The sequence below is a fragment of the Mesorhizobium sp. M0195 genome, from assembly GCF_040322115.1.
GTDB lineage: Bacteria > Pseudomonadota > Alphaproteobacteria > Rhizobiales > Rhizobiaceae > Mesorhizobium.
In genome coordinates this window covers 75,785-89,264 of record NZ_JAMYSV010000016.1, presented here as the reverse complement: position 1 = coordinate 89,264, position 13,480 = coordinate 75,785, and the positions used below count along the sequence as shown (strand labels likewise).

The following is a 13,480-nucleotide window of genomic DNA, read 5'->3' as shown; positions in this document are numbered from 1 at the left end:
GGTCCGCCAGGTATTCGGCTGGCCCGGCCCAGCGTCCAGCGGGCGTATTATTGCCTTCGATGGGCTCGGACCATTCCGTAAATCATTTGCTTACACCTGCTTGACCCGTGTAAGCGATATGCTTACATGTTGCATGATCAAGTCGTTCAAGCACAAGGCGCTGGCGAACCTCTTTCAAACCGGAAAGACCGGAAAGATCGACGCCAAGATGCATAAGCGCATCCTTATCCGGCTTGACCGTTTGGAAGTCTCGGAAAGGCCTGACGACATGGACCTGCCCGGCTTCGACTTCCACGCGTTGAAGGGCTTCAGCCCGACCCGCTACACGGTGCATGTCAACGGGCCGTGGTGCATCACATTTGAATTCGACGCCAATGATGCTGTCGGCGTCGATTTCGAACAGTACCATTGAGACGGCTTAGATTGGAGAAATCGATTATGAGCGTGTATGAGCCGATGCGTCCGATGGAGCGCTGCCCATCCCACCCCGGGGCGTTGCTCGACGACATTATCCCGGCAACCGGCAAGACCAAGGTGGAAATCGCCAATCTGCTCGGAATCTCGCGCCAGCAGCTTTATGACATCATCCGCGAAAAGAAGCCGGTGTCGCCGGCTGTTGCGGCGCGCCTTGGAAAGATGTTCGGCGACGGCGCCGCGATCTGGCTCAGGATGCAGGCCGCTTACGATGCGTGGCACGCGGAGCGCGAGGTCGACGTCAGCGCCATTCCAAGGCTGCATGCTGCCTGAGATGCGATAGATCGGCCGAACCACCGAGGCTCTCATAAATCGATCACGGTCCCGCCTGCCTGGACCGGTCCTGCGGTTCGACGGCTCGCTCGACCAGGACGTGCGCCTCCCGCGCGGCCTCGATGAACGCGTCCCTGGCGGCTTCGGTCCAGCGATCGTCGCTCATGGCGCGGCGGCATGTGCGCAGTGCCAAGCCGTGTTTGGCGCTGCCGGCGTCGCGCCAGTGGGCTTCCAGCAATTCGACAACCTGCCGTGCATTGGAAATGTTGCGGATATCTCCCACGATGCCGACCGCAACCGCAACCGGCTTGGAAAACCATCCTTGGTTCATGGCGAAGCCTTCGACGTGTTGGACTACCTATAACGAAAATCGTAGCGCAAGGTTTCATTTGCGCCAGTCACCACGGCGTGAGGCGCGTCTACTGCGCCGCGCGCAGCCTGACCACGACGCTGCGCGCCACAAGCACCAGCACGGTGATGACGATCAGGATCACCGAGAGCGCTGCTATCGCCGGGTCGATGTTGTCGCGCAGGCCCATCCACATTAGCCGCGGCAGCGTGATGGCGTTGACCGAGGTGATGAACAGGGTGACGCCGATCTCTTCCCAGGACAGCACGAAGGACAGCAGTGCTGCGGTGACGATGCCGAACTTGATGTTGGGCATGATGATGCGGGTGGCGCGCTCCCACACGGTGGCGCCGAGGCCGCGGGCGGCGAGGTCGATGCGGCGGTCGAGCTGGCTAAGCGACACCAGGATCAGCACCGTGGCGAAGGGCACCGTCATCACCGCGTGCGCCATGGCGACACCCAGCCAGGTGTCGTAGCCGAAGAACGACGAGAACCCCGAGATCGAGGTCAGCAGAAAATAGAGCGTGATTGCCGAGACCACCGGCGGCACCACCATCGGCAGCAGCACGAAGCCGACGAGAGCGGCGGTGAAGCGCGGCTGGAACATCCAGACGCCGAGGCTGAAGCACAGCGCCAGCACCGTGGAAAAGGCGCTGCTGACTATGCCGATCCTGATCGAGAGCAGGATCGAATTGATCCAGCGCGGATCCTCGATCAGCGCCCGGTAATGGCGCAGCGACAGTTCGCCCGACGGCATCGCCAGCATACGGCTCGGCGTCAGCGACACCGGGATGACGGCGAGCAGCGGCAACAGCAGGAATAGCGCGACCAGGGCGGCGAGGATCAGCGAGACGGGACCGGGGCGGTAGGTCGGCATCGCGCTACACCAACTGCTTCGGCCTGATATAGCGGAAAAGCAGCGCCATCAGCGCGCCGACGAACAGCACCAGCACCACGCTGATCGCCGCGCCCAGGCCCCAGTCCGGGCTCTGGAAGATGCGGAGATAGATCAGCTCGGCGATCATCACGCTGCGGCCGCCGCCGAGAATCGCCGGCGTGACGAAGAAGCCGAGCGAAAAGACGAAGACGATCAGCGCCGATCCGATGATGCCGGAGCGGGTCATCGGCACGAACACCGACCAGAAGGTGCGCATGCGGCTGGAGCCGAGGCCGCGCGCCGCCAGCAGCACACGGTCGTCGAGGCTTCGCATCGAAGAGGCCAGTGGAAACACCGCGAAGGGGATGAGGAAATGCGTCATGCCGACGATAACGCCGAACTCATTGCGCACCAGAGCCAGCGGCTCCGAGATGAAGCCGACCGCCTGCAGCCAGGTGTTGATCAGGCCGCGATTGGACAAAAGCGCCACCCAGCCGAAGGCGCGCGTCAGCACTGAGATCCAGAACGGCACCAGGATGCAGAACTCGGCCACGACGCGCTGCACCGGCGTGCCGCGCACCCAGACAACGGTGATGGCGTAGGCGGCGGCAACCGAAACGATCGTCACGATCGCGGCGATACGCAGCGTGCGGATGAAGACCGACTGCACCAACTGATCCGTGAGCAGCGCATTGTACTGCCCCAGCCCCGGCGTGGGCAGCGTAAAACTCCATTTGACTACGCCAAGGAATGGCCAGGCGTAGGCCAGCACAAGAAAGAGGAGCAGCGGCGCCATCAACAGCGCCGCGCCCATCCTGTCGGAAACGTATGCTTTCATCTCGGCCCGGTTTTCCCCGGCGGATCAGGCGGAGATGATCTTCGTGTATTCGTCGAGTGCTGCCCCGTAGTTCTTGGCGTACCAATCCATGTCGAGCGGGATCTGCTTTTTCATGTTCTCGGGATCGACGGGGTTGATGCGCTTCTTGTCGGCGGGGATCAGCGCGTCGGCGGCCGGGTTGGCCGGACCCTGGCCGAGCTTGTCGAACATGATGAGTTCCTTCTCCGGGTCCTGGGTGCTGGCGATGAACTTCATCGCCGCGTCCTTGCCGCCGGGATTGCCCTTGAGCACGGCGAGCGCGCCGGGCGAGATCAGGCCCTGGTCCCAGATGAACTTGATCTTGCCGCCGGAATCCTGCTCGATGAGCGAAGCCCGGGTCGACCAGACGATCGCCATCGAGGCCTCGCCATTGAGCAGCACGCTCTGGCTTTCGGCGCCGCCACCCCAATAGGCTACGACGTTCTCCTTGAAGGCAGCGATCTTGTCATGCGCGCGCTTGAGGTCGAGCGGATAGAGCGAGGCCGGCGCGATGCCGTCGGCAAGCAGTGCCGCTTCCCAGCTCGACACGCCCCATTTGTAGAGCGAGCGCTTGCCGGGGAATTTTGCCACGTCGAAGAAGTCGGCCATGCCGGTCGGTGCCTGACTGCCGTATTTCTCGGCATCGTAGGCGATGACATAGGAGAAGAAATAGGTCGAGGCCGCGTATTCCCAGCCGAATCCCGGCCGCATCTTCTTCTTGTCGACGATCGAATAATCGATTGGCTCGAGCATGCCTTGGGCGCCGAGCGTGATGGCCGAGAAGGGATCGACGTCGACCAGGTCCCAGGTCGGCGCGCCGCTCTTGAACTGCGCCGCGATCGCGCCTTCGGTCGGGCCGGAGCCGTCCATCTTGACGGTGATGCCCGTCTCCTTGGTGAAGGCTTGGCCATAAGCCGCGTCATAGGCGGTGATGGCGTCGCCGCCCCAGTTGACCAGCACCAGTTCCTTCGCCGCGGCAAAGGCGCCGGTCGAGCGCAGCAGCATCGGCGTGCCGGCCAGCACCAGTGCGGCCAGTTGCGTGAACTGCCGGCGCGAGATCTCGCCGCGCACGGCCCTGGCGGACAGCGCCTCGATGGAATTTTTCTTGGTTTGATTTGTCATGTCAGTTCCCCTTTTTGTTGTTGGTATTCCTGAAAGTCAGCTTGGCGAATTTGCCACGCCGATCGTCATTGTCCTCCGTCCGGAAGGAGGAAGCCTTTCTCCGCCGGCCAAGTCAGCCACACGGAATTGCCCTTGCTGAGCGCGGAAGCGGCAACCTCGTTCGGCACCGAGACCGTGACCTTGGCGCCTTGGCGCGTCGTCAGATCGAGCCGCGTCGCAGCGCCGAGATAGGTCGAGGCGACGGCAGTCGCGGCAATACCGTTCTCGCCCGCTGCCGCCTCGCGTGCGATCGACATGTATTCGGGCCGGATCGCCAGGATGGCGTCGCCACGGACCTCCTCGGCCTTGCAGCGCATGCTGATCGCGCGGTCTTCGCAGAGGCCGGTCGAGCCATTGTCGGCCGGGCGCACGCCCTTCAGCGGCAGCATGTTGATCTCACCCAGGAACTCGGCGACGAAGCGGTTGTCGGGCCGGTCGTAGACCTCGTCGGGCGCGCCGACCTGCAGCAATTTGCCATGGTTGAAGATGGCGACGCGAGACGACAACGCCAGCGCCTCGCTCTGGTCATGGGTGACAAAGACGAAGGTGGTGCCGGTCTCCTGGTGCAGCCGCTTCATTTCGGCCTGCATCTGGCCGCGCAGGCCCTTGTCGAGCGCCGAAAACGGCTCGTCAAGCAAAAGCACGCCCGGCTCGAAGACCAGCGCCCGCGCCAGCGCCACGCGCTGCTGCTGGCCACCGGACAATTGCGACGGCAGTTTCTTTTCGTGGCCCTTGAGCCCGACGCGCTCGATCATTTCGCCGACGCGGCGCTTGATTTCGGCCGCCGATTTCTTGCGTACCTTGAGTGGGAAGGCGATATTGGCCTCGACCGACATATGCGGGAACAGTGCGTAGCCCTGGAAAACCATGCCGGCGGCGCGCTGCTCGGCCGGCCGCTCGGTGATATCGACGCCGTCGCTGTAAAGGCGACCGTCGGTCGGCTGAATGAAGCCGGCAAGGATCATCAGGAAGGTGGTCTTGCCCGAACCGGAGGGGCCGAGCAGGGTAAGGAACTCGCCACGGCCGATATCGAGCGTCAGATCGTCCAGCGCACGGAACGAGCCGAAGCTCTTGCCGATCCCGATTGCCTTGATCTCTGCGGCCCGGCCGGGTTGCTGCATCCTGCCCTTTCCTTAGCGTAGGCGAAATCGTAGGCAGGGCGGCGGCTTACCGCAACCGAATAGTTTTCGCCTGATCGGCAAATTTGATTCATCTATGCGCCAATCTTGGGGAGATGTCGCCGAAGGCGACGGAGGGGGGCGTCTCGCGTGAAGCGCCAACTTCCTCTTACTTCGAAAATCAGACCGGGCCGACTCTTACTTCGAAAATCAGACCGGGCCGAGCCCAGCCAAGCGACCCCCTCTGGCCGCTTCGCGGCCATCTCCCCCTCAAGGGGGGAGATTAACGCTGGTTCTCCGACAGCTTCGACCTCAGCCACCGCCCAAACGCCTCCAGCACCGGATGCGCCGCCTTGGCATGTTCCGAGACCAGAAAATACGAGCGCGGGGAATTGATCGCTATGTCGAAGGGGCGCACCAGCCGGCCTTCGCTCAGTGCCCGGCCGCTGGTCAGTTCGTCGCCCATGGCGATGCCCTGGCCGGCGATCGCCGCCGAAAAGACCAGGTTCATGTCGGAAAAGAAGATGCCGCCTTCCGGGTCGGGGTTCTCGACCTTGGACAGCGCCAGCCAACGCGCCCAGTCCTCGGTGTCACCGAGATGCAGGAGATTGGCGCGCAGCACGTCTGCCGGCTTGGAGAAGCCGCCGATCTTGTTGAGCAGCGTCGGGCTGCACAGCGGCGTGAACGAGATTTCGCACAACAGCTCGACCGCGCGGTTCGGCCAGTTGCCGACGCCAAAGGCGATGAAGGCGTCGGCCTCGGCATTGCTGACGTCATCGAGGCGGCGCGGCGTCAGGATGCGGAGCGCGACATCTGGATACATCTGCCGGAATTCGCCAATGTGAGTGCACAGGAAAAGCGAGGCGAAGCCAGGGGTGCAACTGACGCTGAACGAACCGCCGACGCCGGTGCCGGCATGGCGCGTCACCGCGTCACCCAACACCGTCAGCGCCTTGCGCACGTCGCTGGCATAGCGCTGGCCACGCGGCGTGAGCGCCACGCCCTTGCCGATGCGTTCGAGCAGATCGAAGCCGAGATCGCGTTCGAGCAGGCGCAATTGATGGCTCACCGCACTGCGGGTCAGATGCAGTTCGTCGGCGGCGCGCCAGACGCTGCCGTGGCGGGCAAAACTGTCGAGGGCGCGCAGCGCCTGCGTCGAGGGAATTCTCAAGAGGTGAACCGAATTTGCATGAGCCGGGAAAACATATCACTTTTTGGTGGGGCGCTTCACTGCTTTCTTTCCGCCATGGAGAAACCGATGACCTCGGCACAAGCGACCGCGCTTGCCTGTCTGGACGACATCCAGCCGTCCCTGTCGGCGTGGACGCGGACCATCTTCGACTTCGGCGAGACCGCCTGGCGCGAATACCAGTCGGCCGCCTGGTATGTGGAGCAGTTGAAGCACGAAGGCTTTTCGGTCGAGGAAGGCTCCGGCGGTATGCCAACGGCCTTCTGCGCCCATTGGATCAACGGGACCGGCCCGACGATCGGCATGTACGCCGAATACGACGCGGTGCCGGGCAATTGCCAGGACGCGGCAACGGTGAAGCGACCGCGTCCCGGCCTCGGCGAACAGGCGGGCGGCCACACCGATCCGCATTCCGGCCTCGGCATTGCCAGCCTCGGCGGCCTTTTGGCGACCAAGGCAGCAATGCAGCGCCACGGCATATCAGGCACGCTGCGCTTCACCGGCGAGCCGGCGGAGAAGGTGCGCGGGTCAAAGCCGATCCATGCCGCGAAGGGCTATTACGATGGGCTGGCGGGTATGATCTCCTTCCATCCTTTCTACATGCTGCCGCTCTGCAACACGGCGCGCTGGGACACGCATTGCGGTGCGGCCTATGCGATGATCCACCGCTTCATCTGTGACGAGCCGGAACATTGGGCGAGGGCGGCGGGCACCGCAGCACCCATCCCGCAGGCGCATTCGGCGGTCAGGGCGCCCGGCGCCAACGACGCGCTCATGATGATGTACATGGCGTCCAAGGCGCTGCGCGATTCCATGCTGCCGCATCAGGGCGGCTGGTCGATCAGCGAGGCGATCCTGACGGCGGGCCAGGCGACCGCCGACAATCTGCCGGCCGGGCTGGCCGAGATCCAGTACATGATCCGCGTGCCGACGCTTGCTATGGCCGAGCAGGTCACCGCCATGCTCGACCGCAATGCGGAAGCCGCAGCCAGGATAAGCGGCTGCCGCCATGAGCGGCACTGGGTGTCGAAGTCGCGGCCGGGGCTGGCCAATCACGTCATGGCCGGCATTGCCTTCGACGCGCTGGCGGCGGTCGGGCCGCCGCGCTGGGACGAGACGGCCAAGGCGATCGCCCGCGAAATCCAGGTCAATGCCGGCGGCGAGGCGAGCGACGAACCGTTCATCGCCGAGCTGGAGCGGCTGATTGCGCCGCAGGATGCAGAGGCGCTGCTGCGTCGCGACCTGCCGCCATCGCAGCTCAATTCGACCTCCGACGACTACACGGACATGTCGTGGCATACGCCAACGGCGCGGTTCTATGTCGCCCGCCCGGCACTGCGCTCGGAGAATGGTCACGCCTATCCGGGCTGGGCGATGAATGCGCTGGGCGGCATTTCTGCCACCATCGACCCGATGGTCATCTGCGCAGCAAAGACCATTGCGCTCGCGGCACTTCGCTTGTTGGAAGACGAGGCTGCGCGCGACGCGGCGATGGACGAATTCGTCGCCCGAACCGGCGGTGGCATCGGCGGCTCGAACTGGATCGCCCCGCTCTGCGACTACGATCCGCCGATCGGATTTCGCTGGCCGGAATACATCACCACCCCGCGCGGACGGGATTGGTGGATACCAAGCAACCAAGCCGCATGATCAACCAGCCGCCCCCATCACGAGGAGAAACTCATGACCGTCCATGACCGCATCGTCGCCGAGCCGTTTTCGCTGCAGCGCCGCAACCCGGTGGGCGGCACCAAGCCGTTGACCGCCTGGGGCTTCGCCAACGAGACCGACGTGCTGACCGACGTGCTGCTCGGCTCGCCGAATTTCCTGCGTCATCTCTCGACCAGCTCGCTGTCGCGAAAACATCTGCGCGAGGCGCCTTGCAACCTCCAGATCGCGCAGGCACAGCACAAGGACCTGGCCGCCGCCTATGAGCATTTCGGCGTCAACATCCACTGGCACGAGCCGACGCCGGAGCTGCCGATGCAGGTCTATTCGCGCGATTCCAGCGTCATGACGCCCTACGGCGCCATCATCACCGCGATGGCCCAGTGGTGGCGGCGCGGCGAGAACTACGCGGCGATCCGCACCTATGAGAAGCTCGGCATCCCGATCTACGACATGGTCACCGCCGGCACCTTCGAAGGCGGCGACTTCAATGTCATCGAGGATGGCGTGGTGCTGATCGGCTGCGGCGGCGCCCGCACGCAGGAGGAGGGCGCGCGCCAGGTGCAGGCCTGGTTCGACAAGGAGGGCTGGGAGACCCGCATCGCCTTCATCGACGAATATTACGTCCATATCGACCTGATGGTGGTGCCGATTGCGGAAAAGCTGACGGCCGTCTGCCTTGCCTGTACGGAGCCCGGCATCGTCGACTGGCTGAAGGGCAAGGGCCACGAGATTATCGACGTGCCGTTCCAGGACACGATGGCGCTCGGCTGCAACTTCATGTCGCTGGGCAAGGACAGGGTGATCGCGCCGACTTCGAGCCAGACGCTGATCGGCCAGCTCAAAGCGCGCGGCTTCGAGGTGGCCGCCATCGACATGAGCGAAATCTCGAAGACCGGCGGCGGCATCCACTGCATGGCACAGGCATTGAAGCGCGAGCCTGCGTGAGGCGGCACGCGCCTACAGCACGACGAGCTTTCCCTTGCGCAGACGCCGGGCGCAGCAATAGGCCAGGTCGGCGGCGACCATGTCTTCCATCGCAATGCCCATCGCCTTGTAGGTGGTGATCTGCTGATCCGAAACGCGGCCCGGCGCGCGGTCGAGTAGCATGGCGCCAAGCTCGGTGCCGAAATCCGGGTCGAAGCCGGCAAGCTCGCAGGAACCGACCGGGGTCGGTTTGAATGCATCCTTGGTTTCGACAAAAAGACTGGATTTGGCGATGAGCTCGATCGGCATTTCACCGCGGGGCGGCGCCACCCCGACCGACGAGACATGCGTGCCCGGCTGGACCCAGCCTGCGTCGATCACCGGCTGATAGGAGTGGGTCGCCAGGCACACCACGTCGGAACTGCGCACTGCCGCCTCGAGGTCGGCGACCGCCACCACCGACGGGTGCAGCCGGGCAAGCGCTGCCGCATCGTCGAAGCTCTTCGAAGCGACGCGGATTTCGGTAAAGTCCCGCACCAGCGGCAACAAATGGAGATGCTGGTTGGCCTGCACGCCGGCGCCGACCACTGTCGCTATCCTGGCATCCCGGCGGGCAAGCGCGCGCACCGACAGCACAGCGGAGCCGGAGGTTCGCACCGCCGTTATGAAAGTGCCGTCCATGATGCAGACCGGCAGGCCGGACAGCGGATCGAACAGGCTGATGGTGGCGAGGTGGCTGGGCAGGTTCTTGGCCAAGTTGCCTTCGAAGACATTGACGATCTTGACGGTCAGGTTCATGCCTTCCATCCAGGCCGGCATGGCGAGGCTGTAGCCGGCTCCGGGGATGTCGAGCTGTGGCCGGGGTGGATTGACAACCTTACCTTGTGACAGCGCCTTGAAGCCGTCTTCCAGAACATCGAGAAGCTGGCTGAGGTCGATGCACGCCATCACGTCGGCTTCGCTCAGCACCAGGATCTCGGTCGCTCCCTTGCTGATTTCCGCCGCACTCTTGCCGGCTGGACTGAACGCTTCCTTGGTCATCCTGCACTCCCTTTGTTCGTCGAAATCGGCTCACCCCGTTTGCTTCGCGTGGGTGAGGGAAGTGCAAGCTATTGCGAGGTTTCATGTGATGAAATACGTTGATTTTGGCATCTCTGCGTGAAATCAACACATAAATCCCTGAGATAGAGTGGATTGTGAAATGGACGACCTCGACCAGATAGACCGCAGCTTGCTCCGGCTGCTGCAGGAGGACGGGCGCCGAACGACGCTTGATCTGGCCGGGCGTATCGGGCTGTCGCCGACCGGAACCAGCCAGCGGGTGAAGCGCCTGTTCCGCGACGGGTTCATCACCGCGGTCAGAGCCGTGCTCGATCCGCGCAAGGTCGGCCGGGGAACGCTGGTGTTCATAGAGGTCCGGCTTGACCACACGGCGCCGCATGTCTTTGACCGTTTTGCCGAAGCCGTGGCGAAAGCCCCGGAGGTTCTGGAGTGCCATATGGTGGTTGGCGGCTTCGACTATCTGGTCAAGGCGCGGATCGCCGATATGGCGGTGTTCCAGGACTTCCTGCAGCGGGTCATCCTGCCGCTGCCGGGTGTGCGCGAAACGCACACTTTCGCCTCCATCGCCGATGTCAAGCAGAACGCCCTCTTGCCCGTGTGATCAGGTAGAGGAGGAACACTTGTTCAGGGCGGCTTGCATCGCATCCTCGCCATCTTATCGGTCCCCCTTGGCCGCTCTCCCTTTGCCCGCCTTCCGGTGCAGGATGTCGGAGACCGGCGCTAGCCTTGCGCAGTCAGCAGGTTCGCGTCGCGCGCGAGCCGCCACTCACCGTCTGCCTCCTTGCGCAGCAGCGTCAGTGCATATCCCGATCGATGGACCGGCTCGCCATTCGGCGGAGTCGCCGTCATGTCGATGCGGCTGCGGATGAAGGCCCAATTGCCGAGAAGCTGTAATTCCACGATATCGCTGGTGCCGTCGATATGAACGCCGGCCGTCTCCCGCGCGGCTGCCGCGAAGATCTCCTTGTCGAAGGGTTCCCGGCCGGGAACCATGAAGATCGCGTCGTCCGTCATCAAGCTGAGCACGGTCGCAATGTCACCACGCTTGCTCGCATCCATCCACGTCTCGACCAGCCTTCGGATTGCTTTTTCGTCGCCCGTCATCCGTTACCTCCTTGGCATCTAGCGGTCATCGATAGCGCACGGCGCTCCTCCCTTGCTGAGAAACATAGGGCTTGGATCCCCGTCGTCATCGATTGCGGTGTTCCTCGATGTCACGCTGCGGGGGCATGGTCCGTAAAACGGCAGGTCCGCGCCCTGCATATCTATCGCCAGCCGCCCGAGGCGGTGATGCGCTCGCCGGTCAGCCATGACGCTTCGTCGGAGGCGAGGAACACCGCGACGCGAGCGACGTCGTCGGGCCGACCGAAACGGCCGAGCGGGGTCATGGTGACGATCTGTTTTTCGAAGTCGCTGCCGACGATGCCGATACGCTCGAGGCCTTCGGTGTCGACGCCGCCGGGCGCAATGGCGTTGACGCGGATATTGCGGGCGCCGAGTTCCCGCGACATCGACAGCGTGATCGTGTCCACCGCGCCCTTGGTGGCGGCATAGACGAGCGAGTTCGGCTGCGGATTGCGGCTGGCGACCGAGCTTATGTTGATGATGCTGCCGCCGCTCGGGCCAAAATGGCTCACTGCTGCTTGCGTGGTCAGAATGATGCCCAGCACATTGGTGTCGAACTCACGGTGGAACTCGGCCTCCGTCACCGCTTCCAGCGGCTCGAATGCGAAGACGCCGGCATTGTTGACCAATATGTCGAGCCCGCCGAACTCCGACTTCGCCGCCTCAAACAGGCGGCGCACGTCGGCCGATTGCGATACGTCGCCCTGGACGGCGACGGCGCGGCCGCCACGGTCCTCGACCTCCGCGACGACACGGTCGGCGCCTTCCCGTGACGAGGCGTAGTTGACGACCACCGCGGCACCGGCCGTGGCAAGACCCTTGGCAATGGCGGCGCCGATACCCTTGGACGCGCCGGTGACGATGGCGACCTTGCCGTTCAGCTTGCTCATCAATCTCTCCTTTGTCGACGATGAGCGGTATTTAATGATGATCAAAAAGCGTATTAGGATCATAATGATCCATTCTTTCGTGCCTAGAATTCCGGAATGACCACCATTCTCGAAAAGACCGCCGGTCTCGTCGCCTTCGTCCGAACCGTCGATGCCGGCTCATTCCATGCCGCCAGCCGGTTGGTTGGCTCGAGCCTATCGGCGGTGTCGAAAAGCGTGGCACGGCTCGAGCGGCGGCTCGGGGTCAGGCTGATCCAGCGCTCGACGCGTCGGCTCGGGCTCACCAGCGAAGGCCTCGCCTACTACGAGCGGGTGGCGCCGCTGCTCAGGGCGCTGGACGATGCCGAAGACATCGTCCAGGTGGCCGATACGGCGCGCGGCCTGCTGCGCGTCACAGCGCCGGTCGAGCTCGGGCGCGGCCTGATCGCGACATGGGCGCAGGCGTTCCTTGCGCAGCATGGCGAAGTGAAAGTCGAGCTCAGCGTCACCGATCGGCACGCCGATCTGATCCGCGAAGGCTATGACGTTGCCGTGCGCATGGGGGCGCTGTCGGACACGGGGCTGGTTGCCCGCAAGATCGCCAATCTGCCGATCGTGCTGGTGGCCTCGCCGGCGTATGTCGAGCGGCGCGGCCGTCCGGCATCGGTCGAGGATCTGGCGAACCATGACTTCATCCGCTACCAGATGGCCGGCCGGCCCTATCCGGTCACCTTTGCCGACGGTACGATGATCGTCCCGAATGGGCGGCTCGATACCGATGATGGCGGCGCCATCCGCAATGCAGCACTTGCCGGTGCTGGAATAGCGCATCTGATGCGGTTTGCGGTGCAGGGCGATCTCGACGCGGGCCGCTTGGTCCGTATCCTGCCCGAGGTGGCAATGCCGACCATGCCGGTGCATATCGTCCATGCCTACGGGCGGCAGCTACCGGTCCGGGCACGGCTCTTCGTCGACTTCCTGGCGAGCCAGATGGCGGCGCTGACGCGATAGGGCAGACGCGGTCTGACGCAAGCACCCAGATTTGGCAGAGACCAACCGTGCCGGCCGGTGCGAACCACCTTTACCCGAAGCTAGAAGGTGATCTTCACTGAATCGGCGCTGCGTTTGGCCGGGCCGTGGTGGACGGCCTCGATATTGTTGCCGTCGGGATCGAGCAGGAAGGCGGCGTAATAGCCGGGATGGTAGGATCGCTCGCCCGGCGCACCATTGTCGGTGCCGCCGGCCTCAAGCCCGGCCTTGTAGAAGGCTTCGACCATCGCACGGTCCTTTGCCTGGAAGGCAAGGTGATGGCGCCCGGTCAGCTTTCCCAGGGCCGCCGGGCTGTCGGGGCTGGAAATGAACAGTTCGTCGGCCCAGAAATAATCATCGCCGGCGCCACCGATCGGTATGTCGAGCACGTTGAGAACAGCCTCGTAGAAGCGGCGGCTGGCCTTGAGATCCCTGACCACCAGGTGGAGGTGGTCGATGAGACGGCCGCGATGAAGTTCCATACCCGATAGCTCCTGATGGCC

The 13,480-nt window shown here is 63.8% G+C and carries 16 protein-coding genes; 6 read left to right on the top strand and 10 right to left on the bottom strand.

Annotated elements, in window-relative coordinates; all coding sequences use genetic code 11:
• Nucleotides 1-133 precede the first annotated feature (133 nt).
• Both NKJ12_RS25000 and NKJ12_RS24995 read left to right on the top strand, forming a co-directional pair.
• Nucleotides 134-412 (top strand): type II toxin-antitoxin system RelE/ParE family toxin, encoded by a 279-nt coding sequence (locus NKJ12_RS25000; RefSeq protein WP_352705695.1) that lies wholly within the window; start codon nucleotides 134-136, stop codon nucleotides 410-412.
• 26 nt (nucleotides 413-438) lie between these two features.
• Nucleotides 439-747, top strand: coding sequence for a HigA family addiction module antitoxin (locus NKJ12_RS24995; protein WP_352455430.1), 309 nt, complete (start codon nucleotides 439-441; stop codon nucleotides 745-747).
• A 43-nt stretch (nucleotides 748-790) separates the two neighbouring features.
• On the opposite strand, the gene NKJ12_RS24990 is transcribed toward NKJ12_RS24995, so the two are convergent.
• The 6 genes from NKJ12_RS24990 to NKJ12_RS24965 all read right to left on the bottom strand — a co-directional run bounded on the left by NKJ12_RS24990 (nucleotide 791) and on the right by NKJ12_RS24965 (nucleotide 6,279).
• Nucleotides 791-1,078 (bottom strand): DUF982 domain-containing protein, encoded by a 288-nt coding sequence (locus tag NKJ12_RS24990; protein WP_352705693.1) that lies wholly within the window; start codon nucleotides 1,076-1,078, stop codon nucleotides 791-793.
• 88 nt (nucleotides 1,079-1,166) lie between these two features.
• The gene (locus NKJ12_RS24985) at nucleotides 1,167-1,973 is read right to left on the bottom strand and encodes an ABC transporter permease (RefSeq protein ID WP_254819441.1); all 807 of its coding nucleotides are present in this window, start codon (nucleotides 1,971-1,973) and stop codon (nucleotides 1,167-1,169) included.
• 4 nt (nucleotides 1,974-1,977) lie between these two features.
• Complete coding sequence (locus tag NKJ12_RS24980) at nucleotides 1,978-2,811, bottom strand: ABC transporter permease (protein ID WP_352705691.1); 834 nt, start codon at nucleotides 2,809-2,811, stop codon at nucleotides 1,978-1,980.
• Between the two features lie 24 nt (nucleotides 2,812-2,835).
• A complete protein-coding gene (locus NKJ12_RS24975; protein WP_352507129.1) occupies nucleotides 2,836-3,951 on the bottom strand; it encodes an ABC transporter substrate-binding protein in 1,116 nt (371 codons plus the stop codon).
• 65 nt (nucleotides 3,952-4,016) lie between these two features.
• Nucleotides 4,017-5,111 carry an ABC transporter ATP-binding protein gene (locus NKJ12_RS24970; RefSeq protein WP_352705689.1) on the bottom strand — a complete coding sequence of 365 codons (1,095 nt, stop codon included), beginning with the start codon at nucleotides 5,109-5,111 and terminating at the stop codon, nucleotides 4,017-4,019.
• A 280-nt stretch (nucleotides 5,112-5,391) separates the two neighbouring features.
• The gene (locus NKJ12_RS24965) at nucleotides 5,392-6,279 is read right to left on the bottom strand and encodes a LysR substrate-binding domain-containing protein (protein ID WP_254819437.1); all 888 of its coding nucleotides are present in this window, start codon (nucleotides 6,277-6,279) and stop codon (nucleotides 5,392-5,394) included.
• 75 nt (nucleotides 6,280-6,354) lie between these two features.
• Here NKJ12_RS24965 and NKJ12_RS24960 point away from each other — a divergent pair, with 75 nt between their 5' ends.
• Together NKJ12_RS24960 and NKJ12_RS24955 are read left to right on the top strand one after the other, a co-directional pair.
• The gene (locus NKJ12_RS24960; RefSeq protein WP_502905734.1) at nucleotides 6,355-7,947 is read left to right on the top strand and encodes a zinc-binding metallopeptidase family protein; all 1,593 of its coding nucleotides are present in this window, start codon (nucleotides 6,355-6,357) and stop codon (nucleotides 7,945-7,947) included.
• A 33-nt stretch (nucleotides 7,948-7,980) separates the two neighbouring features.
• Complete coding sequence (locus NKJ12_RS24955; RefSeq protein ID WP_352507131.1) at nucleotides 7,981-8,913, top strand: dimethylarginine dimethylaminohydrolase family protein; 933 nt, start codon at nucleotides 7,981-7,983, stop codon at nucleotides 8,911-8,913.
• A 12-nt stretch (nucleotides 8,914-8,925) separates the two neighbouring features.
• On the opposite strand, the gene NKJ12_RS24950 is transcribed toward NKJ12_RS24955, so the two are convergent.
• Complete coding sequence (locus NKJ12_RS24950) at nucleotides 8,926-9,933, bottom strand: ornithine cyclodeaminase family protein (protein ID WP_352507132.1); 1,008 nt, start codon at nucleotides 9,931-9,933, stop codon at nucleotides 8,926-8,928.
• A gap of 160 nt (nucleotides 9,934-10,093) precedes the next feature.
• Between NKJ12_RS24950 and NKJ12_RS24945 the strand changes: the two genes are divergently transcribed.
• Nucleotides 10,094-10,555 (top strand): Lrp/AsnC family transcriptional regulator, encoded by a 462-nt coding sequence (locus tag NKJ12_RS24945; RefSeq protein WP_352690359.1) that lies wholly within the window; start codon nucleotides 10,094-10,096, stop codon nucleotides 10,553-10,555.
• 119 nt (nucleotides 10,556-10,674) lie between these two features.
• On the opposite strand, the gene NKJ12_RS24940 is transcribed toward NKJ12_RS24945, so the two are convergent.
• Complete coding sequence (locus tag NKJ12_RS24940; RefSeq protein WP_352705684.1) at nucleotides 10,675-11,058, bottom strand: YybH family protein; 384 nt, start codon at nucleotides 11,056-11,058, stop codon at nucleotides 10,675-10,677.
• A 161-nt stretch (nucleotides 11,059-11,219) separates the two neighbouring features.
• Nucleotides 11,220-11,969 (bottom strand): SDR family NAD(P)-dependent oxidoreductase, encoded by a 750-nt coding sequence (locus NKJ12_RS24935; RefSeq protein ID WP_352507134.1) that lies wholly within the window; start codon nucleotides 11,967-11,969, stop codon nucleotides 11,220-11,222.
• Nucleotides 11,970-12,065: 96 nt separating this feature from the next.
• On the opposite strand from NKJ12_RS24935, the gene NKJ12_RS24930 reads away from it, so the two are divergent.
• Nucleotides 12,066-12,959, top strand: coding sequence for a LysR family transcriptional regulator (locus NKJ12_RS24930; protein ID WP_352705682.1), 894 nt, complete (start codon nucleotides 12,066-12,068; stop codon nucleotides 12,957-12,959).
• An 80-nt stretch (nucleotides 12,960-13,039) separates the two neighbouring features.
• On the opposite strand, the gene NKJ12_RS24925 is transcribed toward NKJ12_RS24930, so the two are convergent.
• Entirely contained in the window at nucleotides 13,040-13,459 is a 420-nt protein-coding gene (locus NKJ12_RS24925) for a VOC family protein (RefSeq protein WP_254819430.1), read from the bottom strand.
• Nucleotides 13,460-13,480 lie beyond the last annotated feature (21 nt).